This is a genomic window from Streptococcus hillyeri, from assembly GCF_041081565.1.
Classification (GTDB): Bacteria; Bacillota; Bacilli; order Lactobacillales; family Streptococcaceae; genus Streptococcus; species Streptococcus hillyeri.
In genome coordinates, this window is the sequence record NZ_CP163513.1 from 556,962 (window position 1) to 577,930 (window position 20,969).

A 20,969-nucleotide genomic window follows, 5' to 3' on the forward strand; every position below is an offset into this window, starting at 1 on the left:
CATATTTTCAACTTACTATTTTACTAAAAATGAGAATATTTGTCATTGAATAATGTTGCCGAATCGCCAGTGATAATAAATAGAAAACTCCTAAAACCATATCAATGAAAGAATGGTTTTAGGAGTTTTTATAGCCGATTAAGATTTAACTGAAAGATATTTAATCTGAAATTTTTAAACTTGAAAAATGTCCGTCTGAAATACAGGAGAGAAAAACTTCTTTGTCAGCAATAAAAAGGTCGTCTTTTATCATCATATCTTTTGGGAAATAGAAACGTTGGTCGCCAAATGTTGACCCAGAAAGTGCAGAAACAAGTGGTGATAGGCTAGAGAGTTCGGCAAGTTTCCCATTTTTTTGGAGAATTTCAATTTGTGTTCGAGGTTTTTTACTTTCTGGTCGATAAATGTCGTAAGGAAGGTCAAAATTGTGGTGCTCTGCTGTGTAGTAGTCTGAATCAAAACCAACAGCTGTTACTAACTCCCTCAATAAATCAAGCTGCTCTGCGCTAGCTTTGTCAAAAGTAACTGAAGCAAATAATTGACGTCTAATAAATCGGCTGGCAAGATCTGCTAAAATCTTATCTTCACTGGTCATCCATGCCTGAAAATAGGTGTTAAGAACACCGTCATCAAGAAGCAAGTAGTCTGAGAGTGTTGCTGTTTCTTCAAAAAAAGGTAAAAGTAGTGGCGATGTTTTTGCGAAGAAACTAGGCTCCTGAGTATAGAGACGGCGAGCTCTCTTGAGAAGATTTTGTAAAAGGACTTCAATGGCACGGCTGGCAGGATGGAAATAAACTTGCATATACATTTGATAACGACTGACAAGATAGTCTTCAACGGCGTGCATACCCGTGATATCAAATACAATACCATCTGGGTTAGGTCGCATGCTGGTTAAAATTCTCGTTAAATCAAATTGCCCATAATTAGTTCCTGTATAATAAGAATCTCTAAGCAAATAGTCCATGCGGTCACAGTCAATTTGGCTGGAAATGAGCTGCACGACTTGTTTATTAGGATAAGTATGATTGATGACACTAGCGACCTTGTCTGGAAAGTCAGGAGACACGCGACGTAATACGGCATTGATTTCCGTTTGTGGACTGGTGATAATCTCCTGTCCCATGGCTTCATGGTCCGTCTCGAAAAGAAGTTCGAAGGTATGGGAATAAGCCCCGTGACCAATATCATGCAACAGCGCAGCAGCCATTGTCAAGAGGGATTCTTCTGAATTCCAAAGGTTTGAATAATGGGTTTCAAAATGCTCAGTGATACGTCTTGCAATATCGTAAACACCGAGGCAGTGTGAAAAACGATTGTGCTCAGCACCATGAAAGGTAAAACTGGTAGTAGGTACCTGTTTGATGCGATGCAAGCGCTGAAATTCAGCAGTATTGGTTAAATCATAGATGATGTGATGATTAATGTGAATGTCATTATGAACGGGGTCTCTAAAAATCTTGTCCATGACCGTGCTCCCTTGAGTTGATACAAATTTATTGTAGCAAAAATTGTGCATTTTGTCAGAAATTGGTAAAATGGCTATAGTAATCGAAAGAAGGGATGTTAAAGCCATAAACAGGCATAAGAACACTCTTATGACCGTTTGTGAAGAGGTATATGAAAATTACGATAAAAAATAAGATTCAAATGGGAAGTGAGACAGAACTAATTCATGAAGAGCATCAGGGTGAATTAACCATAAAAGGGGATTACCATTACTTGGTTTATCAGAATGAAGAAGCTGAAAAGGTTGTTCTGAAGTTTAAATTGGATGAACTCTTGATGACACGTTTTTCAAAACCGCAGTCGTTGATGCGTTTTGTGGCAAATGAGCTAGCTCTTTGTTCCATTCCAACTCCAATGGGAACGCAAAAAATGGTGACAAAGACCCATCACTTTGAATTAAGTCAGGATGTGTTAACCTTGTCTTATGAGTTGTTACCACATGCGGAATCTGAAGATGCTTTAGCGACTTATCAGATAAGCATTTCGTGGCTCTAGGAAGAATAGAGTGTTTAGTCATTATCAAAATAGAAAGTGAAGAGCGTTGGGTATGAGAATGATGCGATACATTTCTTGTGACGTTAACGCTTAGGAGAATTTAGAATGACAAAAAAAATTAACCTTGTAATTGTGACTGGTATGAGCGGTGCAGGAAAAACAGTCGCTATCCAGTCTTTTGAAGATTTAGGATATTTTACCATTGATAATATGCCACCGGCACTTCTTCCAAAATTTTTGGAATTAGTCATGCACACTGAGGATAATGATAAGGTTGCGCTAGTGATTGATATGCGTAGCCGTTCCTTCTTTTTAGAAATCAGTGGTATTTTGGATAATTTGGAAAATGCGGAAGATCTTGACTTCAAGATTTTATTTTTGGATGCCACTGATGGTGAGCTGGTGTCACGCTACAAGGAAACACGCCGTAGCCATCCTTTAGCAGCAGATGGGCGCGTGTTGGACGGTATCAAGTTAGAACGTGAACTCTTGTCTCCTCTTAAGAGCATGAGTCAAAATGTGGTTGATACCAGTGAATTAACGCCTCGTCAACTGCGTCAAACTATATCAGAACAGTTCTCTTCGCAGGACAGTCAAGTTGGTTTTCGTATTGAAGTCGTCTCTTTTGGATTTAAATACGGATTGCCACTGGATGCAGACTTGGTTTTTGATGTGCGTTTTTTACCAAACCCTCACTATGTTCCAGAACTTCGTGAAAAGACTGGGCTAGACAAAGCAGTTTATGACTACGTGATGAGCTTTGATGAGAGTAATGGCTTCTACGAGAAATGGCTTCATTTGATGACTTCTATTTTGCCAGGCTATCAAAAAGAAGGAAAATCAGTTCTCACGATTGCAGTAGGCTGTACAGGTGGTCAGCATAGAAGCACTGCTTTTGCCCACCGTCTAGCGCAAGACTTACAGAAAGATTGGGTTGTCAATGAAAGTCACCGTGACAAAGACCGCCGTAAGGAAACGGTGAACCGCTCATGAGAAAACCCATTATAACTGTTATTGGCGGTGGGACAGGAATTCCTGTTATCTTAAATAGTCTCCGCCGTGAAGAGGTGGATCTGAGAGCGATTGTGACGGTTGCAGATGATGGTGGTTCTTCAGGAGAGTTGCGCACAGCCATGCAGTTGACTCCTCCAGGTGATTTGAGAAATGTTTTGGTTGCTATGTCTGATATGCCAAAGTTCTATGAGCAGATTTTCCAATATCGATTTAAAGACTCTGATGGTCCCTTATCAGGGCACCCGTTGGGAAATCTAATCATCGCTGGTATTTCAGAAATGCAAGGTTCTACCTACAATGCCATGCAGATTTTAACCAAATTTTTCCATACCACAGGGAAAATTTACCCCTCTAGCGAGCAAGCTTTGACTCTCCACGCTGTTTTTCAAGATGGTCACGAAGTTGTTGGTGAAAGCCATATAGCAGATTATCAAGGCATGATTGACCATGTTTTTGTCACCAATACCTATAACGATGAGGAGCCGACAGCTAGCCGCAAGGTGGTTGAGACGATTATGGAGAGCAATATGATTGTCCTTGGACCAGGGTCGCTCTTTACCTCTATTTTGCCAAATTTGGTGATTCCAGAAATTCGTGAAGCACTTCTTGCGACCAAGGCTCAGGTGGTCTATGTCTGCAACATCATGACCCAGTACGGTGAAACAGAGCATTTTACGGATGCGGATCATGTGGCAGTACTAAATCGTCACCTAGGGACAGATGTTATTGATACGGTTCTCGTCAATATTGAGCCTGTCCCCCAAAGTTACATGAATCGCAACCATTTTGACGAGTATTTGGTTCAGGTTGAGCACGATTTTAAAGGACTTTCAGAACTCTCGAAACGCGTGATTTCTTCAAACTTTTTACGTTTGGAAAATGGCGGAGCTTTCCACGATGGCGACTTAGTGGTTGAGGAACTCCTTACCTTATTAAGAGGGGTGAAAGAATGAGTTTTACCACAAAAACAAAAGAAGAGCTGCTTAGCCAAGCCCTTCTAGACAAAAATGAACTATCTGCCCTCATTAAAATGTCTGGGAGTTTGGGATTAACAGGTCAAGGCTTAACGTTCTCAATTATCACAGAAAATGCCAAAATGGCGCGACATATTTACAACCTTTTGGAAAATCTTTATTCTGTTACGCCAGAGATTCGACATCATCAAAAAGCTAATTTGCGTAAAAATCGTGTTTACACCGTTGTGGTTACAGAAAATGTCAATGACATGCTCTCTGATTTACAACTAGCCGATTCTGTTTTTGGTTTTGAAACTGGGATTGAAAGTTCTGTTTTGGAAGATGATGAAGCGGGGCGCAGCTATTTGCGAGGAGCTTTTTTAGCGACAGGTTCCATCCGAAATCCCGAATCAGGAAAATACCAATTAGAAATCGCCTCTGTTTACCTTGATCACGCAGAGGATTTAGCCGCTCTCATGCAAAAATTCATGCTAGATGCCAAGGTGATTGAGCGGAAAAGCGGTGCAGTGACCTATTTGCAAAAGGCAGAGGACATTATGGATTTCTTGATAGTCATCGGTGCCATGACAGCCAAGCAGGTCTTTGAAGAAGTCAAGGTGATGCGAGAAGCACGTAACGACATCAATCGTGCGAATAACGCCGAAACAGCCAATATTGCTAGAACAGTCAATGCCAGTGTCAAAACCATCAATAACATTGTTAAAATTATGGGGACGATAGGACTAGAGAGTTTACCAGTTGAACTTCAGGAAATCGCAACACTCCGCGTGAATAATCCCGATTTTACTATCCAACAATTAGCCGATAGCTTAGAGCCCCCACTCACAAAAAGTGGTGTTAACCACCGCCTAAGAAAAATCAACAAAATAGCAGAAGAAATCTAACTGAGATAGAGAGACTATTAAGAAATAGATTTCATATTGAAGGTAAATCTATTTATCCATAATGAATAGGCGCAGAGGTTTAGCGGATTTTAAATCAGCTTCCTATTTTTACGAGCGATAGCGAGCAAATAAAAGATACTTCCGCCGTGATGAAAGTTTCAGAAATGGATAAAATTCAATATTTCTGACACTCGGAATATTTGAGACTAATTGAACACGCCTACAATGCTATTAATTTAGACTCACTTTTCTAAATGCTTATCGTATCGTCGTCAAGCTCCCTAAAATTCTTTGCATTGCTTAACGGCTTTGTATCTTGAATTAGGCTCAAACATTAGTCAACCTCAAATAGTCCAGTGGACTATTTGAGGTTGGAAATAAAGCAGGCTACAGCCTGTGTCAAATACCCGTAGGAAGTCTGTTTGTGTCTGTTATCGTGTTTTAGCTTTAAAATAGTAAATTCGTTTAAGATAGACTGTCTCAGTCACAATGAATTCCCCGTCAACATATGGTTTTTTAATAATATCTTATTGTTGGTATTTTCTGCAATCATTACGAGCGACGAAGTCGCCACAACTAGCACTTTCCGCAGTGGTGATAGAGAGTGGGACAAAAATCGTTAAATCGTCAAAAAATGACGATTTCGATTTTGTCGTCCCACCTCCGCACAGTTGATTAGGATGGTCGCTAACGATTGCGTAGCAAGGGTTTAGGACTTCCAATCAACCACTGCGTCAATCTGTTAATACCATTAAGAATAGAAGGTTGAGATATTTATGTCCCAGCCTCGTAGGGGTGAAATTGTCCAGTGGACAGTTTCAGCCTGAGCTTAGAAACCTGGGAGCGAAGGAAACCTAGCTTTGCCAAGAAGGAATGGAACTCTGTAGGAGGGGAGGTTCTGACACTAACTTCGTCAGCTTCATTTCCCACCTCAAAAGGTCTCCCAGACCTTAACGATTGAGACGAACTTCGTTCGCCTTATTCCCCACCTCAAAAGGCCTTTTGAGCGCCCCACACCACATTAGGAGAAGTGCTAACAAAAATACTAAATAAAAACTAATTGACTTTAAAACTGTCCAGTGGACAGTTTTAAGTTTGAGCTTAGAAATTAGAAAGCGATAAAAGATACAAAGGAAAGTATCAAAAAAGACTTTTTCTTCAAACTGAAAAGAGGTCATCTAACCTCTTTTTTACTTTTCCTTTTTTACTTTTCGAAATAATAAATAAAAAAATAAGCTAAAACTCTTGCAAAAAAAATATATTCTGATATACTTAACCAGTAAACATTAAACTGGTTAAGAAAAGGAGATAACATGAATACCAAAAAAATGGGACTTTTAGTTGGTCTGGTAGCGCTTATCGTTGCTGCGACAGCTTTTTTTACCTTACAAAATAAATCTGAAAAATCTTCAGATAAAATCCAGGCAGTAGCGACTTTCTATCCTGTCTATGAGTTCACCAAAGCCGTTTTAGGTGATGAGGGAGAGGTAGACTTGCTCATCAAAGCAGGAACAGAAGTTCATGGTTTTGAACCGTCAACTAAAAATTTAACAACCATCCAAGAGTCAGATGTGTTTGTCTACGCAGATGACAACATGGAGACTTGGGCACCAAATTTAGCTAAGGCTATTGATACCGATAAGGTAAAAGTGATTAAAATGACAGGAGACATGCTTCTTCTAGCTGGTAGTGATGACCACGATCATGACCATGGTCACGGCGAGGAAGGGCATCACCATGCGTTTGACCCTCATGTTTGGGTGTCTCCTTACCGTGCCCTTCGTTTAGTTGAAAACATTAGCAAAGAGTTGAGCGCAGCTTATCCTGACAAAGCTAAGATTTTTGAAAAAAATGCTGACGCTTATATTGAAAAATTAAAAGCACTTGATGCTAAATATAGTGATGTTTTATCAACAGCTAAACAAAAATCATTTGTAACACAACACGCAGCTTTCAACTACTTGGCTCTAGATTATGGATTGAATCAAATTTCGATTACAGGTGTCTCTGCTGAAAGTGAACCAACAGCGCAACGATTGGCTGAATTAACATCTTATGTCAAAGCTCAAGGTATTAATTACATTTACTTTGAAGAAAATGCGTCTGCGGTCGTTTCTGAAACACTAGCAAAAGAAGCGGGTGTTAAAACAGCTGTTTTAAATCCATTGGAAAGTTTAACTAAGAAGCAAATGGAAGCTGGTGAAGATTACTTCTCAGTTATGGAAGCTAACTTAGAAGCTTTGCAATTGACCACAGAAAAAGAAGGAGCTACCATCCAACCAGAAGTAGCGCCAGAAAAAACAGTTTACGCAGGTTATTTTGAAGATTCTGCTATCAAAGATCGTCTCTTAACAGACTGGTCAGGTGAATGGCAATCTGTTTACCCTTACTTAGTTGATGGTACTTTTGATGAAATTTGGGATTATAAGGCTAAAAAATCTCAAGGTCAAATGAGCGCTAAGGAGTATAAGGATTACTATACAATCGGTTATAAGACAGATGTTGAAGCGATTACCATTGACGGTGATAAAAAGACAATGACGTTCACTCAAAACGGCAAGAGCCAAACTTTCACTTACAAATACGTTGGTTACAAAGTGTTGAACTACAAAAAAGGAAATCGAGGCGTTCGCTTCCTCTTTGAAACTGATGATGCCAATGCAGGAAACTTCAAATATGTTCAATTCAGTGACCATAGTATTGCACCAACTGAAGCAGGCCACTTCCATATTTACTTTGGTGGAAGCAGTCAAGAAGACTTGTTGAACGAGCTTGAAAACTGGCCAACATACTATCCAGCAGGTATGACTGGTCACGATGTGGCACAAGAAATCGTAGCTCACTAAAAAACAGTTTCATTCCCTCAAAACTTAGATTTTTTAAAAGCACATGACTAGAAATGGTGATGTGCTTTTTCCTTGACTTGTCAGCTTTGCTATTTTAAGGTACAATGAAATAGCAATTGTCTTTTAGTTTATAAGGATTATCGCTAAAGCGTTTATTTCAAAATGATGAGCGATGACGTAGTGACGTGTAACCACATCAGGTGGGGATGTTACTAAACATAAATTAAAATGCTATAAAAGAAAGGGAATAATGATGAATTTACCAAATTGTCCAAAATGTAACTCTGAATATGTCTATGAAGATGGAGTACTTCTAGTATGTCCAGAATGTGCCTATGAGTGGGATCCAAATGAAGTCGAAGAAGATGGCTTGGTTGTCTTGGATAGCAATGGCACACGATTAGCTGATGGTGACACTGTAACAGTAATCAAAGACCTAAAAGTAAAAGGAGCTCCTAAAGATATCAAACAAGGTACTCGTGTTAAAGGGATTCGACTTGTTGAGGGAGATCACAATATTGATTGTAAGATTGATGGTTTCGGTGCGATGAAATTAAAATCTGAATTTGTTAAAAAACTTTAATCAGATTAGAACTTGGAGGAATCCAAGTTTTTTTGTTAAATTTGTTTCAATAATTTATAAAATTTGTTATAATCATACACATACTATTTTTATGAGTGGTTAATAGAAATAGTGAAGAAAATAGAATAAAAGCATTGTATTTATACTAAAATAAAAGTATAAAACAGTCATTTTACAAATGATCAGTAAATCAACATTTTTTTAATATTTATTAATAGTATATGGAAATGTTACTGATTTTTATTTTCTTGGTCCATTTTTAATTGATAGGAGAAGTTCCTTAATGCGTTTAACAGGTTAATGGTGGACGTATGATGGTATTTTGACCTTGATTATTGAGATTGGAAATCATAATACATAGAAGGAGGAAACCATGTCCGATTTTTTGACGCTCTTACCAAGACTTTGGGAAGGTGCACAAGTTACCTTACAAATTTTTGCTGTCGTCTTAGTGTTGTCGATTCCTTTAGGAATCATTGTCGCATTTTTAATGCAAGTTAAGTTTAAACCTTTGGAGTGGTTCCTCCATCTATACATCTGGATAATGCGTGGAACCCCGCTCTTGTTACAGTTGATTTTCTTCTTTTTTGTCCTTCCTAATATCGGGATTAAACTAGATAGAATTCCTTCTGCAATTTTGGCGTTTACGGTTAACTATGCTGCCTATTTTGCGGAAATATTCCGTGGTGGTATAGCTTCTATTCCAAAAGGTCAGTATGAGGCAGCTAAGGTCTTGAAATTAAAACCTTTCCAGACCATTCGTTATATCATACTGCCTCAAGTGACTAAGATTGTTTTACCGAGTGTTTTCAATGAAGTGATTACCTTGGTCAAGGATACTTCTTTAGTCCATGTTGTCGGCATTACAGAGCTTTTTCGTGTCAGTCAAACAGCAACTAACCGTGAAGCAAGTCTCATGCCTATGTTTTACGCGGGGGCTATTTACCTGATTATGGTTGGGCTTGCGACCCTCTTGTCTAAACAGGCTGAAAAATATTTTGGCTATTACAAATAGGAGGTTAATGATGCTTGAACTAAAAAATATTTCAAAAAGTTTTGGAAGTAAAAAAATATTTTATCAGTTTAACCTTACCATAGAAGATGGTAAAGTTCTCTCACTCGTGGGTCCATCAGGCGGTGGGAAAACAACGCTTCTTCGCATGCTAGCTGGTCTTGAGAGCATTGATTCAGGAGAGATTATTTACAACGGGCAATCTGTTGCTATTGATCACCTTGAGACCTTGAATTTATTGGGCTTTGTCTTTCAAGATTTTCAGCTTTTCCCACATCTTAGTGTTTTAGAAAATTTGACGCTGTCTCCTATTAAGACAATGGGTGTTTCTAGGGAAAAAGCAGAGCAAAAAGCTTATGATTTATTGGGACGCTTAGAGCTAAAAGACCATGCCAAAGCCTACCCACATTCTTTATCTGGTGGTCAAAAACAGCGTGTGGCGCTGGCTCGTGCCATGATGATCGATCCGCAGATTATTGGCTATGATGAACCGACATCAGCTCTTGACCCAGAGCTTCGACAAGAAGTGGAAAAATTAATCTTACAAAATCGTGAAGCTGGTATGACACAAATTGTTGTGACGCATGACCTAGCTTTTGCAGAGACGATTTCGGATCACATTTTAAGAGTTAATCCAAAGTAGTGCGATAATAGTCGCTTTACAAGGAATGTTAGAAGATACTAGAGTTAGAAAGGACAAGATTTAAGACTTCTGTATAGAAACTTAGATTTTGGGGTATCATATTATGAAATTGAATAAACTAATGACAAGTTTTGTAGCAGCAGCATCAGCAGCTTTGCTATTGGCTGCATGTAGCTCAAATAGCACAAAAACAGCTTCTGAAGGTGACAAGTGGGACACTTATGTTGCTGATAAATCAATTACCATTGGGTTTGACAATACCTTTGTGCCAATGGGCTTTGAAGATGATAAAGGTGAAAACACAGGTTTCGACATTGATCTTGCCAATGCTGTTTTTGAAAAATACGACATTAAAGTTAACTGGCAGCCAATCAGCTGGGAAATGAAGGAAAATGAACTCAATAGTGGCAATATTGACCTCATTTGGAATGGATATACGATGTCTGAAGAGCGTGCAAAGAAAGTTCTCTTTACAAATCCTTACATGCTAAGTGAGCAAGTTTTAGTAACCAAAAACGATTCTGGGATTACAAAAACACCTGATATGAAGGAGAAAGTTCTTGGTGTTCAGGCTGGATCATCTGGTTATGACGAATTTGTTAATAAACCAGAAGTATTGCAGGATATCGTTAAAGATAATGATGCCGTGCTTTATGACACCTTTACCCAAGCTTTTCTCGATTTAGAAAATGGTCGTATTGATGCCTTATTGGTTGATAATGTATATGCTAACTATTATTTAAAACAAGCTAATGAGTTGGATAACTATAAAGTCTTCTCATCAGGCTTAGAAGTCGGTGACTTTGGTGTAGGTGCTCGCAAGGAAGATAAAACTTTGGTTGAAAAAATCAATGTAGCCTTTACAGAGCTCTACAAAGAAGGAAAATACCAAGACATTTCAGAAAAATGGTTTGGTGAAGATACAGCTACTGAATCTGTTAAAGGTAAATAGTAGCCAAATAGTAGTAAAAAAACCTCCGAAAGTTCAAAAAATACTTTTGCGGAGGTTTTTTATTTTAGTTTATTTTTTCTAATGTTTTGATATCATATAAGACTAATTTCCCATTATCATCATAGAATTGAACGCCTTCTGGAAGGAAAATAAGGAATTTTCGATCCCGATTAGCTATTTGAGCAATTTTATTAATATGTTCTTCTAGTGTTTCTTGGTCCAAACCATAATCAGGTAACCCTTCGAAGAAAGGATCGCTTGGAGTGGGTTCCTCTGAGGTTTCTGAGGGTGTAGTCACTTGTGGTGCTTCTTCGGTTGAAGAAACTGGTTCAGTTGTTTTAGGAGCTACAAGAGCAGAAACAGTTTCTGTAGTAGTTTCTTTTGGCTTAGTTGAACTTTCGGTTTGAGAAGTTGATTTTTCTTGTTTCTGCTTCAAAAGTTCTTGTGACTCTTGCCATTCAGCATCAGAAAGATCTTCTTTACGAATAGTGCGTAGGGATTTTCCGTTAGCTCTTGGGATACTAAATGAATTATTACGCCAGACAAAGGTTCCTTTAGCTAAAATATCTGATGGGTGGAAAATATAGCCATCCGGTTCAGTGTAACGACCGGCTTGTTTGGCAGCTTGCAGTTCTTCTGTTGAATACGTAATTTGCCAATTTTGTAGGCTATCGCGTTGCTCTTTAGGCGTTACATTGGCAATAACTGTTGGACTCTCTTCATGTCCAGGATTTGACCATATATCTGGGCGAACTTCAGGGTGAAGCATGACGTATTTTATGGTAGCGATTTGGTCAGGTGTTAACCAAGAATAGGGAACAACGTGGATATGATCAATGTGAGGGATGACAAAGGAATTGCCAGTGTCATAAGTTGCGTTGCCAGCGTGCATTGGGAGGCTAGAAACGGCTACAGCGAGTTTAGGAGCAATATCTGACTGTGCGATGTCATATTGATAATGGCTACTATCTTGTAACATGAGTTCTTGTTCAGCAAAGGCAATTTGTGTAAGATCAAGTTCATCGCGACTGTAGAAGTAATCTTTACCGTCGCGAGTGATGATATAGCCCACTTTCCCATTGCTTATATGCTTCTTACTAACTTTTTTAGCCTCAAATACTGGAGTATCACCAGCTTGAGTATTATCAAAAATCGCTTTTAGCTGATTAAGTTGGTTTTGGGATGAAAGCCATTCAGTCACTTGGTCAAGTTCAGATTGTTCCAATTCCCCAAAACCAATGTAGTGGTAATGCTCTTCGTGTTTGGCTGTAACACCTGATTTATCAACGGATACAATGGATTCTTTACTGAAAATATAATGATCGCTAGTATCATAAGGTTTGCCATCCAAGCCTTTTCCATAGGCAACAATAGTATGACCAAGAAATTGATGACTTTTATCAGTTGAAGGTGATTTATTAGGAATAATTTTTTCAGGAATAAGAGCTGTACCCTGGCGTTGACCAGATAAGAATCTATCTGCTAGAATAACTTCAAGTTCGGATAATTGGTTTCGTGGGATAATATGAAAATGATCGCCATGTGGAATAATATAACCAAAATGATTAACACCTGTGACTTGAGTCGGTTCAAAAATTAGGCCGTCTTCCTCGACATGACGATACTTTTTATCTAACTGGTGTAATTGAGATAAAAGCTCATCAAACGATTTATTGTTAAAGTCCTTATTGTAGCTTAATAACGGTTTGATTATAGAAGATGGTGGTATAGGGCCTGTTTGCCCTGTACCTGATGGCGTATAGTAGCTAGGTGCCAGTACAGAAGTATTTTTTGAAACATTACTTTTTCCATTCTTTTGGTTCCAATACTGCTGTGCTTCTGCCAATTCACGAGGAGATAAATCTTTTTTAGGAATATAGTGGAAATGATTGCCATGAGGTACTAAATAGGCATCACCGAAATCATCAATGATATCGGTTGGGTTAAAAACGTAACCATCATCAGTCGTATAACGCCCTTCTTGTTTGGCTTTGCTGATAGCCATTTTTTCCGGTTGTGTGAGATGATGAGATTTTCCTCTTTCTTTGGCCTCTTTTGTGCCCAAAGCCACTTGTTCAGCAATCTCTTCTTTGCTTCGGATATTTTTTTTCTTGCTATTAGGTTTTAAGTAAACGTAATAATTTCCGTTGACTTTAATAATATAACCATCTTGAATCTCGTTGACCACATCTGCTTCATTAAAGTGGTAATTAGGGTCGGTCATTAGCAGTTCTTCACTGATAATCGCATCGTACGGGACTTTTCCATTGTAGAAGTGGAAGTGATCGCCATGTGATGTGACATAGCCCTGGTCAGTGATTTTGATGACAATTTGTTCAGCTGAAATCCCTTCTTCAGCATTGATTTGTTCCATGGTTTTGTTTTTTGACACGGGTGAGGTTGATTGCCGTTGATCAATATAGGCTACTTCATTCTCTCGGTTTGTTTGCTGAGCTTGATGTGTTCCAACATAATAAATTGCGATATGACTTGCCAGTAAAAGGGCAGCAGCAGAGCTAAAATAAATGGTTTTCTTTTTCATGAGAGTTCTCCTTATTGTAAATATTGGTAAAGAATTTCTAAGTTAAGACGAAGATTTTCTAAATAAGTTTTATTGTTATTGGGAACAGATTCTAGTGGACTTAGTTTTTTGACCTTTGCTCCTGTTGCGTCAGCAATCACTTGAGCGATTTTAGGATTAACATTGTCTTCTGTGAAAATTGTTTTAATACCATAAGTTTGAATGAAATCCTGAATTTCTGTTAACTGTCTTGGAGACGGTTCTTGTTCAGGAGAAATACCTGAGATTCCAAGTTGATTTAAGCCAAAACGTTTGGCTAAATAATGAAAAGCAGTATGTTGTGTAACAAAGGTCTTAGAAGTAACTTTCTTAAATTTTTCTTGATATTCATTTCCCAATTGCTCGGCTTCTTTTTGAAAATGTTTAGCATTGTTTGTATAGTAAGAAGCATTTTTAGGATCTATCCGTCCAAGTTCCTTGGCAATCATAAGCGCCTCTTCGCTAGCTAAATAAGGATCGGTCCAAGTATGAGGGTCATATAAGGTTGCAGGGTCTATTCCTTCTGAGACGGGAATATCTTCCAAACCTTGTACTCTGTCTAGTGTTAGAGTTTGTGAGGCTTCAAAAACAGCAACATCAGAGTTTTGTAAATTGGGGTCTAAATCTCCTGCCCAAGATTCAAGTGTGTGTGAATGATAAATGAATAAATCAGCATCATATATAGCAGCTACATCGTTAACAGATGGTTCAAAAGAGTGAATGCCGGCACTAGACTGAATCATTCTGACATCGTTAAGGTCTCCTGAAACAGCTTTAGTAATGGCGTAGATGGGGTAAAAACTTGTCACAATAGACAGACCTTCCTTTGGTTTAGCTGTTTTGGAATGATTATGGCAGGCGTAGAGAGTGGGAAGTAATAGTAGTAAAGCAATAATGTGACAATATTTTTTCATAAAATCTCCTTTGCAATATAATTAACCAGTTAACAACTGGTTAATTATATCTCTAAAAAAATAGTTTGTCAATATTTTTTTTTGAAACCGCTAATTTAGAAGGCAGATTCAAGCTTCTACTACAGTTTCTAGTGCTGAAACGATTCAGAGACTCAGGACTCACTGATACGGAGGTGACTGTGGTGGAATAAGTAGTATATCTTTTCCATGTCCATTGTTTTTGGAGATTACTAAAAATCCTAATACTCAACCAAAATCAAAATTAGCATATTGAGCAAACTCAAGGACCAATAAAGGTATCAATTTCCAAGCGCTTCTTTCGCCATGGTGGTATTATAATCAAGAGTAAACTCTTGATTATAACGGACTTTTTGAGACCTAGGCTCAAAAAGTAGCAATGAAACTCCAAAGGAGGTTTGAGAGTGGGACAGAAGTCATGATTTCGAAGAAATTGACTTCGTCGTCCCACCTCCGCACAGTTGATTAGGATGGCCGCTAACGATTGCGTGGTAGTAAAATAGTCCAGTGGACTATTTTAGGTGGACACTTGAAAATGAAGAAGTGTCCAGTTGCAGACCTCCAATCAACCACTGCGTCAATCTGTTATTACCATTAAAAATAGAAGGTTGAGATATTTATGTCCCAACCTCTTTTCCGCCTCAAAAGGTTCCCCAAACCACGACAAACGAATGAAAGATTTTTAGCAAGAAAACAAAGCTTTTTGTATTTCAATTTTCGGCTTTTTCAAAAATACGTTTTATTATTGAGCTGTTTTGCTATAGGAAAAGTATTGAGAGTATCTACTTTAAACTGTACTATAATTCGGAAATAACTGTTTCATACGTTTGTCCTGTTCCCCAAACCTTTTGAGCGTCCGCACCTTTTAAGAAAGAAGTAAAAAAGTAATTTTTGATTTTTGACAAGTATAAAATTACTAACTTTAAAGCAGGTATCAGATAAAAAAAGAAGCTGGGATCATTTCCCAACTTCCTTAAATAGAGAGGTATATATTATTTTTATGCTTAAATAGCTTTTTTCTTTTCTAGGTATTCTTTATCGTTCCAAGTGACAAGATCGAATTGTTTGAAATCTTGGGTTTCTAAAATGGTTAGGCTAGCGTTTGATAGTCCACCAGCACGACGAAGTTGAGCGGATGGATAGCCGAGAAGATGGCGGATAGAAGCTGTTAGACTAGCACCGTGTCCAATGATAAGAACATTTTCAACATTGCTATCTTGTAAACTTTTTACAAAATCAGCGATGCGGTGAGTAACTTGAAAGACTGATTCAGCTCTAAATTGTGTAGCATTGAATTGCGCTAAATTGTGGCGGAATGCATACATTTGTTTTGGATAGATGGCTTCCATGTTGCTGATTTTTTTATTTTCGAGAATGCCTAAATTCCACTCACGTAGGCTTTCAGTTGTCTCAAGAGTGAGGTCGTTATTGTCATGTTTGTCAATCAGTAGCTGTGCAGTATCAACAGCACGTTTTTGATCACTTGAAAAAACCTTATCAAAGTTGATATCTGATAAATGTTCACCGAGCTCTGCAATGTCCTCTAAAGCCTCAGGCAAGAGAGGAGAATCGGCGTTTGCACCTTGGAAACGTCCTTCCAAGTTCCATTCTGTTTTTCCATGACGAACAAAATAAAGTTTCATTGTAATAGTTAGCTCCAATTCTAATGTTTTTCAATACTAATACCAAAGGGAAAGAGCCCCAGCATGGCAAGTTTAAGGGATTGAATGGCAAATGGGATACCGATAATGGTACAACAAAGGAAAACAGCGGTACCAATATGAAGAAGAAAGAGTTCCCAGCCACAGAGTATGATCCAAATTAAGTTAAAAAGCAAACTTGTCGTACGAGTTGAGGGAATAACTTCTTTTCCAAATGGAAAAAGTCCAAAACGGGCAATTTTAAAACATTGCATTCCAAAAGGTATACCTATGACAGATAGGCATAGGACCAAACCAATGACAGTCCAGGCTATCCAAGACCAAAGTCCAGCAGCAAGGAACCAAATGACGTTTCCTAGAGTTCTCATCTGTCCTCCTTAATATCATCAAACTGTGCACTAACAAAATCAGCTAGAACTTGGCTTTCAATACGAATAGACCGCCCAATTTCACCAGCAGACACAATCATTTGCCCCATCTCTAGAGCGATTTGGTCAATATAGATAGGAAATTGGTGCTTTTGGCGAATACCGACAGGATTATTTGCCCCGTGAACATAACCAGTGGTCTTTTGTAAGTCCTTTTGAGGGATCATAGAGACTTTCTTGTTACCAGAAACCTTAGCCAATTTTTTCTCAGATAAGTGTTCTGTGATTGGTAAAATTCCAATGAGAGGACCAGTTTTATCACCTATTAATGCCAGAGTTTTGAAAATGGTAGAACGGTCAATGTCATCAGGTGTTTGTCCCTCTAGACCATTGAAGCTAAGGCTATCGTGAGCAATGCCTGCCTTGTCCAAGATTTGGTCAACCAATGTTTTTTTAATCTTGCTTTTCTTAGCCATGTTTTCATGTCTCCTTGCTAAATAAAAAAACAGTATAATAAATCTATTATACCATTTTATGTATGTTTTGTCAGAAACTTATCGGCTTGGTTGGAAAAATTTTGGCTGTGTTTTTAGTAAAATGATAATGACAATGGCAACGACACCAAGTGTCAAAGTGCCAGCTGTGCCATTTACCGTAAAGGAATACCACTCGGCAGAAACCCCTTCAGGAGCATAGGAACCCCAAAAAATAACGCCAGCGATGTAGTGGCAGATATAGCGTACAAGAGTTGCCAAGGTAGCACCTAATAAGGCAAAAGTAAGGGTTGCAGTCTTTTTAATTGTCTTAAGAGACTTTTGCAATGGACTTGTCATGAAACCAGCTAACCCCATACAAGCAAAGGCAAGAATGTATTCGATGCCTACTTGAGAAAGATTGAGGTAATAAACTTTACCTAGAGGAAAATGTAGTAATCCCCATATCAATCCAGCAAGAATACCGTACTTGGTTCCTCTGCGCAGGGAGAACAGAACGAGGGGTATAGCGCCGAAAGATGGTGTAAACCACTCCGCAAAATCTGGAATAAGGGACAGAACCATGGCAAGAGCAGCAAAAATCGCAGCTTCAACGAGAGGGGTAACTTTTTGGGACATAAAAAACTCCTTTGTCTGTACACAAAGAAGCATTCTTTTTAGATGTCTGTCACAATCCCTACGCTCGTCCTAACGAGATCAGGTAATGAGGATTTCGCAGATGCGATCTCAGCCAAAGGCACTCCCTTGTGTGTAAAACTATTTTTGATATTCGTATTGTAACTGAAAACCATTTCAAAAGCAAGTAAAGTGATTGTGTGATTATATCAACTATTTTAAAAGTATCTTATCATGTCAGAGTAGTCTCAAAAGTAAGTTTTGCTATATTTTTCATCTTGGTCTTCACTAAGATTTGGTTATCCCGTGGGATTTCCTTTGTAGATTTAAGGTGAAATGACTATACCAATTTTATATTTGACAAAAGATATCTATTAACTTATACTGTAATAGTCGTATTTTAAAGAAATAAATTAGACTATACCAATTTTAAAAAAGAGGAAATCATTATGTGTGGAATTGTTGGTGTTGTAGGAAATAAAAATGCTACAGACATCTTGATGCAAGGTCTTGAAAAATTAGAATATCGTGGTTATGATTCGGCAGGTATCTATGTTGCCAATGGTCAAAAGACTAGCTTGGTCAAATCTGTTGGTCGTATTGCAGACTTACGAGCAAAATTAGGCATTGATATTGCAGGGACTGCTGGGATTGGGCATACCCGTTGGGCAACTCACGGAAAACCAAGTGAAATCAATGCGCACCCTCATCAATCAGAGACTTCTCGTTTTACCCTTGTTCACAATGGGGTTATTGAAAACTTTGCTGAGATTAAAGCGGATTATCTAGCTGGTCACAATCTTAAAGGGCAAACAGATACTGAAATTGCGGTTCACCTTATTGGTAAATTTGCCGAAGAAGATGGCCTATCTGTTCTTGATGCTTTCCGTAAAGCTTTATCAATTATTGAAGGGTCTTATGCTTTTGCGCTCATGGACGCTGAAGATGCTGATACCATCTATGTCGCTAAAAATAAATCACCACTCCTTATTGGTCTAGGTGACGGCTATAATATGGTCTGCTCAGACGCTATGGCCATGATTCGTGAAACATCAGAATACATGGAAATTCATGATAAAGAATTGGTTATTGTAAAAGCTGATAGTGTTCAAGTACAAGATTATGCTGGAAATGCGATTGAACGTGGTAGCTACACAGCTGAATTAGACCTTTCTGATATTGGTAAAGGGACTTACCCTTATTACATGTTGAAAGAAATTGATGAGCAACCAACAGTGATGCGTAAATTGATTTCAGCCTATACAGATGATGCGGGTCAAATCACTGTTGATGCTGATATTATTAAGGCGGTTCAAGAAGCTGATCGTATCTATATCATCGCAGCAGGAACCTCTTACCATGCCGGTTTTGCCTCAAAAGATTTCCTTGAGCAATTGACAGATACACCTGTTGAACTTGGTATTGCCTCAGAGTGGGGTTACAATCAACCATTACTAAGTCAAAAACCTCTCTTCATCTTTATCAGCCAATCTGGTGAGACTGCTGACAGCCGTCAGGTACTTGTCCGTGCTAATGCGATGGGCATTCCAAGTTTGACAGTAACAAATGTTCCAGGATCAACCCTGTCTCGTGAAGCCAACTACACCATGTTGCTTCATGCTGGTCCCGAAATTGCGGTAGCTTCAACAAAAGCCTACACAGCTCAGATTGCGACTCTTGCCGTTCTAGCAAAAGCTGTCGGTGACGCTAATGGCAATAGCAAAGCAGCTAACTTTGATTTGGTTCATGAACTGTCAATCGTTGCTCAGTCTATTGAAGCGAGCCTTTCTGAAAAAGACGTTATTGAAGCGAAAGTGGCAGATCTTTTGGCAACATCACGCAATGCTTTCTATATTGGACGTGGAACTGATTACTATGTTGCCATGGAAGCATCATTGAAATTGAAGGAAATTTCTTATATCCAATGTGAGGGATTTGCTGCTGGTGAATTGAAACACGGTACTATTTCCTTGATTGAAGATGGCGTGCCAGTCATTGCGCTTATCTCAAATAATGAAACTCTTGCTGCCCATACTCGTGGTAATATCCAAGAAGTAGCAGCACGTGGTGCTAGTGTCTTAACAATTGTTGATGAAGCGATGGCTCGTGATGAAGATGATATCAAAGTCTTAACCGTTCACCCATTCTTGTCAGCAATTGCTATGGTTGTGCCAACTCAATTAGTTGCTTACTATGCAACCCTTCAACGTGGGCTTGATGTGGATAAACCACGCAACCTTGCCAAATCTGTAACGGTTGAATAATAAATTTAGAGGTTCGGGATTCCTGGACCTCTTTTTACGTTTGGCTTGTGTGCTGACGTAATAGTGCAAGCTTCTAGGAGCTACTATTCGCCTATAATAGTTCTTCCAGTAGAAATTGGTATAAAAAGGTCTCCAAACTGACTAGCTTGGAGACCTTTTATGAAAGAGGCTAATAAATATTATTTAGGACTGATAGGGAAGTTCTAAAACTTATTTGTGATTACTCGGTTTTTGCTTTTTCTTCGTCTTCTTTTATCGGACCGAAGAGTTTTTCATAGACAGCTCTTTGATTGGTAGCAACTGGTGAAATCTGATTGAGGTCTAGTAACGCTGCTGCTCCGCTGACCCAACCATTTGATGTGTATTGGTGAAGGTCGTAAACTAAGTCTGTTTGTGGAGCTGCATTGTAGTAACCGGAATTATCGCCGTAAGTTGGAATCCAAATGGCATCAAATTTATCAACGGAAATACTTTGTTCTGCCATGAAGAATGTGCCAATGTAGATACCAACGTTTTCGGCACCTAGTCGCTTAAGTTCCTTACGAAAGGCTTCAACACCCGCATTCATATTTTTCATGGTTGCTTCTTCGACATCAATCCAGTAAAACGTAGGGTCGTAAGGAGAGGCATTTTCATAGAAAATACGAGCTTCTTCCTTCATTTCAGCGACGCTGCGTCCAAGAGCATAGCTGTAAACAGCAACGGGCACATCACGTTTTTGAAATTCTGTAATGTGTGTCTTGAAAGACTTATCAATTCCAGTAGTGTGAGCAGCATTATTGTCGGCTGTAATTTGTGAGCCTCCGAAGACACGAACAATGGCACCAGAAATATTAGCAGAAAGGGTATCGTAGTCGATATCACTTGGTAACTGCCAGCCTGAAACATCAATAATCGGATTAAGGATCAATGGTTCTTCATCTTTTTTCTGCTCTTTCTCTACTTTTTTAGCTGCAGCTTCTTGGGCTGCCTTTGCTTCCGCTTGCGCTCGTTTTTTATTAGCCGCTGCTAATTGTTTTTGATTATAGTCATGTCGCGCTTTGACAGAAACCAATGTAAAAAGAAAGAGACCGATAAACATCAAGACCAGTATAGGTTTAATTCGTTTTCTCATTACTTGCATTATACTTGAATTTATGAGAAAAATCAAAGTTTCCTAA

The 20,969-nt window shown here is 38.7% G+C and carries 18 protein-coding genes and 1 riboswitch; of the genes, 10 read left to right on the forward strand and 8 right to left on the reverse strand.

The window, feature by feature from the left end; all coding sequences use genetic code 11:
* Positions 1-160: 160 nt before the first annotated feature.
* Positions 161-1,468 (reverse strand): HD domain-containing protein, encoded by a 1,308-nt coding sequence (locus AB6M99_RS02755; protein ID WP_369351253.1) that lies wholly within the window; start codon positions 1,466-1,468, stop codon positions 161-163.
* Positions 1,469-1,620: 152 nt separating this feature from the next.
* Here AB6M99_RS02755 and AB6M99_RS02760 point away from each other — a divergent pair, with 152 nt between their 5' ends.
* The 9 genes from AB6M99_RS02760 (at position 1,621) to AB6M99_RS02800 (ending at position 10,915) form a co-directional block, all read left to right on the forward strand.
* Positions 1,621-2,004 carry a DUF1934 domain-containing protein gene (locus AB6M99_RS02760; RefSeq protein WP_121834913.1) on the forward strand — a complete coding sequence of 128 codons (384 nt, stop codon included), beginning with the start codon at positions 1,621-1,623 and terminating at the stop codon, positions 2,002-2,004.
* A gap of 105 nt (positions 2,005-2,109) precedes the next feature.
* Positions 2,110-2,997, forward strand: coding sequence for an RNase adapter RapZ (gene rapZ, locus AB6M99_RS02765; protein WP_121834914.1), 888 nt, complete (start codon positions 2,110-2,112; stop codon positions 2,995-2,997).
* Positions 2,994-3,971, forward strand: a complete 978-nt coding sequence (locus AB6M99_RS02770; protein WP_121834915.1) for a YvcK family protein — start codon at positions 2,994-2,996, stop codon at positions 3,969-3,971. The genes rapZ and AB6M99_RS02770 overlap by 4 nt, the downstream gene beginning before the upstream one ends.
* On the forward strand, positions 3,968-4,879 hold the full coding sequence (whiA, locus tag AB6M99_RS02775; RefSeq protein ID WP_369351070.1) for a DNA-binding protein WhiA: 912 nt from the start codon (positions 3,968-3,970) through the stop codon (positions 4,877-4,879). The genes AB6M99_RS02770 and whiA overlap by 4 nt, the downstream gene beginning before the upstream one ends.
* A 1,313-nt stretch (positions 4,880-6,192) precedes the next feature.
* Positions 6,193-7,725 carry a zinc ABC transporter substrate-binding protein AdcA gene (locus AB6M99_RS02780; RefSeq protein WP_245962691.1) on the forward strand — a complete coding sequence of 511 codons (1,533 nt, stop codon included), beginning with the start codon at positions 6,193-6,195 and terminating at the stop codon, positions 7,723-7,725.
* A 253-nt stretch (positions 7,726-7,978) separates the two neighbouring features.
* Positions 7,979-8,308, forward strand: a complete 330-nt coding sequence (locus AB6M99_RS02785) for a zinc ribbon domain-containing protein YjdM (protein WP_121834919.1) — start codon at positions 7,979-7,981, stop codon at positions 8,306-8,308.
* Positions 8,309-8,681: 373 nt separating this feature from the next.
* Positions 8,682-9,323, forward strand: a complete 642-nt coding sequence (locus AB6M99_RS02790; RefSeq protein ID WP_121834920.1) for an amino acid ABC transporter permease — start codon at positions 8,682-8,684, stop codon at positions 9,321-9,323.
* Positions 9,324-9,333: 10 nt separating this feature from the next.
* The gene (locus AB6M99_RS02795; protein ID WP_369351193.1) at positions 9,334-9,963 is read left to right on the forward strand and encodes an amino acid ABC transporter ATP-binding protein; all 630 of its coding nucleotides are present in this window, start codon (positions 9,334-9,336) and stop codon (positions 9,961-9,963) included.
* 103 nt (positions 9,964-10,066) lie between these two features.
* A complete protein-coding gene (locus AB6M99_RS02800; protein ID WP_121834922.1) occupies positions 10,067-10,915 on the forward strand; it encodes an amino acid ABC transporter substrate-binding protein in 849 nt (282 codons plus the stop codon).
* A 64-nt stretch (positions 10,916-10,979) separates the two neighbouring features.
* Here AB6M99_RS02800 and AB6M99_RS02805 read toward each other — a convergent pair whose 3' ends face one another.
* From AB6M99_RS02805 to thiT, 6 genes are all read right to left on the reverse strand, one after another.
* Positions 10,980-13,457, reverse strand: a complete 2,478-nt coding sequence (locus AB6M99_RS02805) for a pneumococcal-type histidine triad protein (protein WP_369351071.1) — start codon at positions 13,455-13,457, stop codon at positions 10,980-10,982.
* Between the two features lie 11 nt (positions 13,458-13,468).
* Entirely contained in the window at positions 13,469-14,389 is a 921-nt protein-coding gene (locus tag AB6M99_RS02810) for a metal ABC transporter solute-binding protein, Zn/Mn family (RefSeq protein ID WP_369351072.1), read from the reverse strand.
* A gap of 1,022 nt (positions 14,390-15,411) precedes the next feature.
* Complete coding sequence (locus AB6M99_RS02815) at positions 15,412-16,050, reverse strand: histidine phosphatase family protein (protein WP_369351073.1); 639 nt, start codon at positions 16,048-16,050, stop codon at positions 15,412-15,414.
* A 20-nt stretch (positions 16,051-16,070) separates the two neighbouring features.
* The gene (locus AB6M99_RS02820) at positions 16,071-16,436 is read right to left on the reverse strand and encodes a YccF domain-containing protein (RefSeq protein ID WP_121834926.1); all 366 of its coding nucleotides are present in this window, start codon (positions 16,434-16,436) and stop codon (positions 16,071-16,073) included.
* Positions 16,433-16,912 carry an aminoacyl-tRNA deacylase gene (locus AB6M99_RS02825; protein WP_121834927.1) on the reverse strand — a complete coding sequence of 160 codons (480 nt, stop codon included), beginning with the start codon at positions 16,910-16,912 and terminating at the stop codon, positions 16,433-16,435. Before AB6M99_RS02825 ends, AB6M99_RS02820 begins: the two co-directional genes overlap by 4 nt.
* Positions 16,913-16,990: 78 nt before the next feature.
* Positions 16,991-17,548, reverse strand: a complete 558-nt coding sequence (thiT, locus tag AB6M99_RS02830) for an energy-coupled thiamine transporter ThiT (protein ID WP_121834928.1) — start codon at positions 17,546-17,548, stop codon at positions 16,991-16,993.
* A 38-nt stretch (positions 17,549-17,586) separates the two neighbouring features.
* Positions 17,587-17,684, reverse strand: a riboswitch (TPP riboswitch).
* A 310-nt stretch (positions 17,685-17,994) separates the two neighbouring features.
* Here thiT and glmS point away from each other — a divergent pair.
* Positions 17,995-19,809: a glutamine--fructose-6-phosphate transaminase (isomerizing) gene (gene glmS, locus AB6M99_RS02835; RefSeq protein ID WP_121834929.1), complete on the forward strand. Its 1,815-nt coding sequence runs from the start codon at positions 17,995-17,997 to the stop codon at positions 19,807-19,809.
* Positions 19,810-20,029: 220 nt separating this feature from the next.
* Here glmS and AB6M99_RS02840 read toward each other — a convergent pair whose 3' ends face one another.
* On the reverse strand, positions 20,030-20,923 hold the full coding sequence (locus AB6M99_RS02840; RefSeq protein ID WP_121834976.1) for a glycoside hydrolase family 25 protein: 894 nt from the start codon (positions 20,921-20,923) through the stop codon (positions 20,030-20,032).
* Positions 20,924-20,969: the final 46 nt, after the last annotated feature.

Bases quoted from the DNA above. Each gene is read 5' to 3' on its own strand.
- AB6M99_RS02755 (WP_369351253.1), bottom strand. From the start codon at position 1,468: ATGGACAAGATTTTTAGAGACCCCGTTCATAATGACATTCACATTAAT.
- AB6M99_RS02760 (WP_121834913.1), top strand. From the start codon at position 1,621: ATGAAAATTACGATAAAAAATAAGATTCAAATGGGAAGTGAGACAGAA.
- rapZ (WP_121834914.1), top strand. From the start codon at position 2,110: ATGACAAAAAAAATTAACCTTGTAATTGTGACTGGTATGAGCGGTGCA.
- AB6M99_RS02770 (WP_121834915.1), top strand. From the start codon at position 2,994: ATGAGAAAACCCATTATAACTGTTATTGGCGGTGGGACAGGAATTCCT.
- whiA (WP_369351070.1), top strand. From the start codon at position 3,968: ATGAGTTTTACCACAAAAACAAAAGAAGAGCTGCTTAGCCAAGCCCTT.
- AB6M99_RS02780 (WP_245962691.1), top strand. From the start codon at position 6,193: ATGAATACCAAAAAAATGGGACTTTTAGTTGGTCTGGTAGCGCTTATC.
- AB6M99_RS02785 (WP_121834919.1), top strand. From the start codon at position 7,979: ATGAATTTACCAAATTGTCCAAAATGTAACTCTGAATATGTCTATGAA.
- AB6M99_RS02790 (WP_121834920.1), top strand. From the start codon at position 8,682: ATGTCCGATTTTTTGACGCTCTTACCAAGACTTTGGGAAGGTGCACAA.
- AB6M99_RS02795 (WP_369351193.1), top strand. From the start codon at position 9,334: ATGCTTGAACTAAAAAATATTTCAAAAAGTTTTGGAAGTAAAAAAATA.
- AB6M99_RS02800 (WP_121834922.1), top strand. From the start codon at position 10,067: ATGAAATTGAATAAACTAATGACAAGTTTTGTAGCAGCAGCATCAGCA.
- AB6M99_RS02805 (WP_369351071.1), bottom strand. From the start codon at position 13,457: ATGAAAAAGAAAACCATTTATTTTAGCTCTGCTGCTGCCCTTTTACTG.
- AB6M99_RS02810 (WP_369351072.1), bottom strand. From the start codon at position 14,389: ATGAAAAAATATTGTCACATTATTGCTTTACTACTATTACTTCCCACT.
- AB6M99_RS02815 (WP_369351073.1), bottom strand. From the start codon at position 16,050: ATGAAACTTTATTTTGTTCGTCATGGAAAAACAGAATGGAACTTGGAA.
- AB6M99_RS02820 (WP_121834926.1), bottom strand. From the start codon at position 16,436: ATGAGAACTCTAGGAAACGTCATTTGGTTCCTTGCTGCTGGACTTTGG.
- AB6M99_RS02825 (WP_121834927.1), bottom strand. From the start codon at position 16,912: ATGGCTAAGAAAAGCAAGATTAAAAAAACATTGGTTGACCAAATCTTG.
- thiT (WP_121834928.1), bottom strand. From the start codon at position 17,548: ATGTCCCAAAAAGTTACCCCTCTCGTTGAAGCTGCGATTTTTGCTGCT.
- glmS (WP_121834929.1), top strand. From the start codon at position 17,995: ATGTGTGGAATTGTTGGTGTTGTAGGAAATAAAAATGCTACAGACATC.
- AB6M99_RS02840 (WP_121834976.1), bottom strand. From the start codon at position 20,923: ATGAGAAAACGAATTAAACCTATACTGGTCTTGATGTTTATCGGTCTC.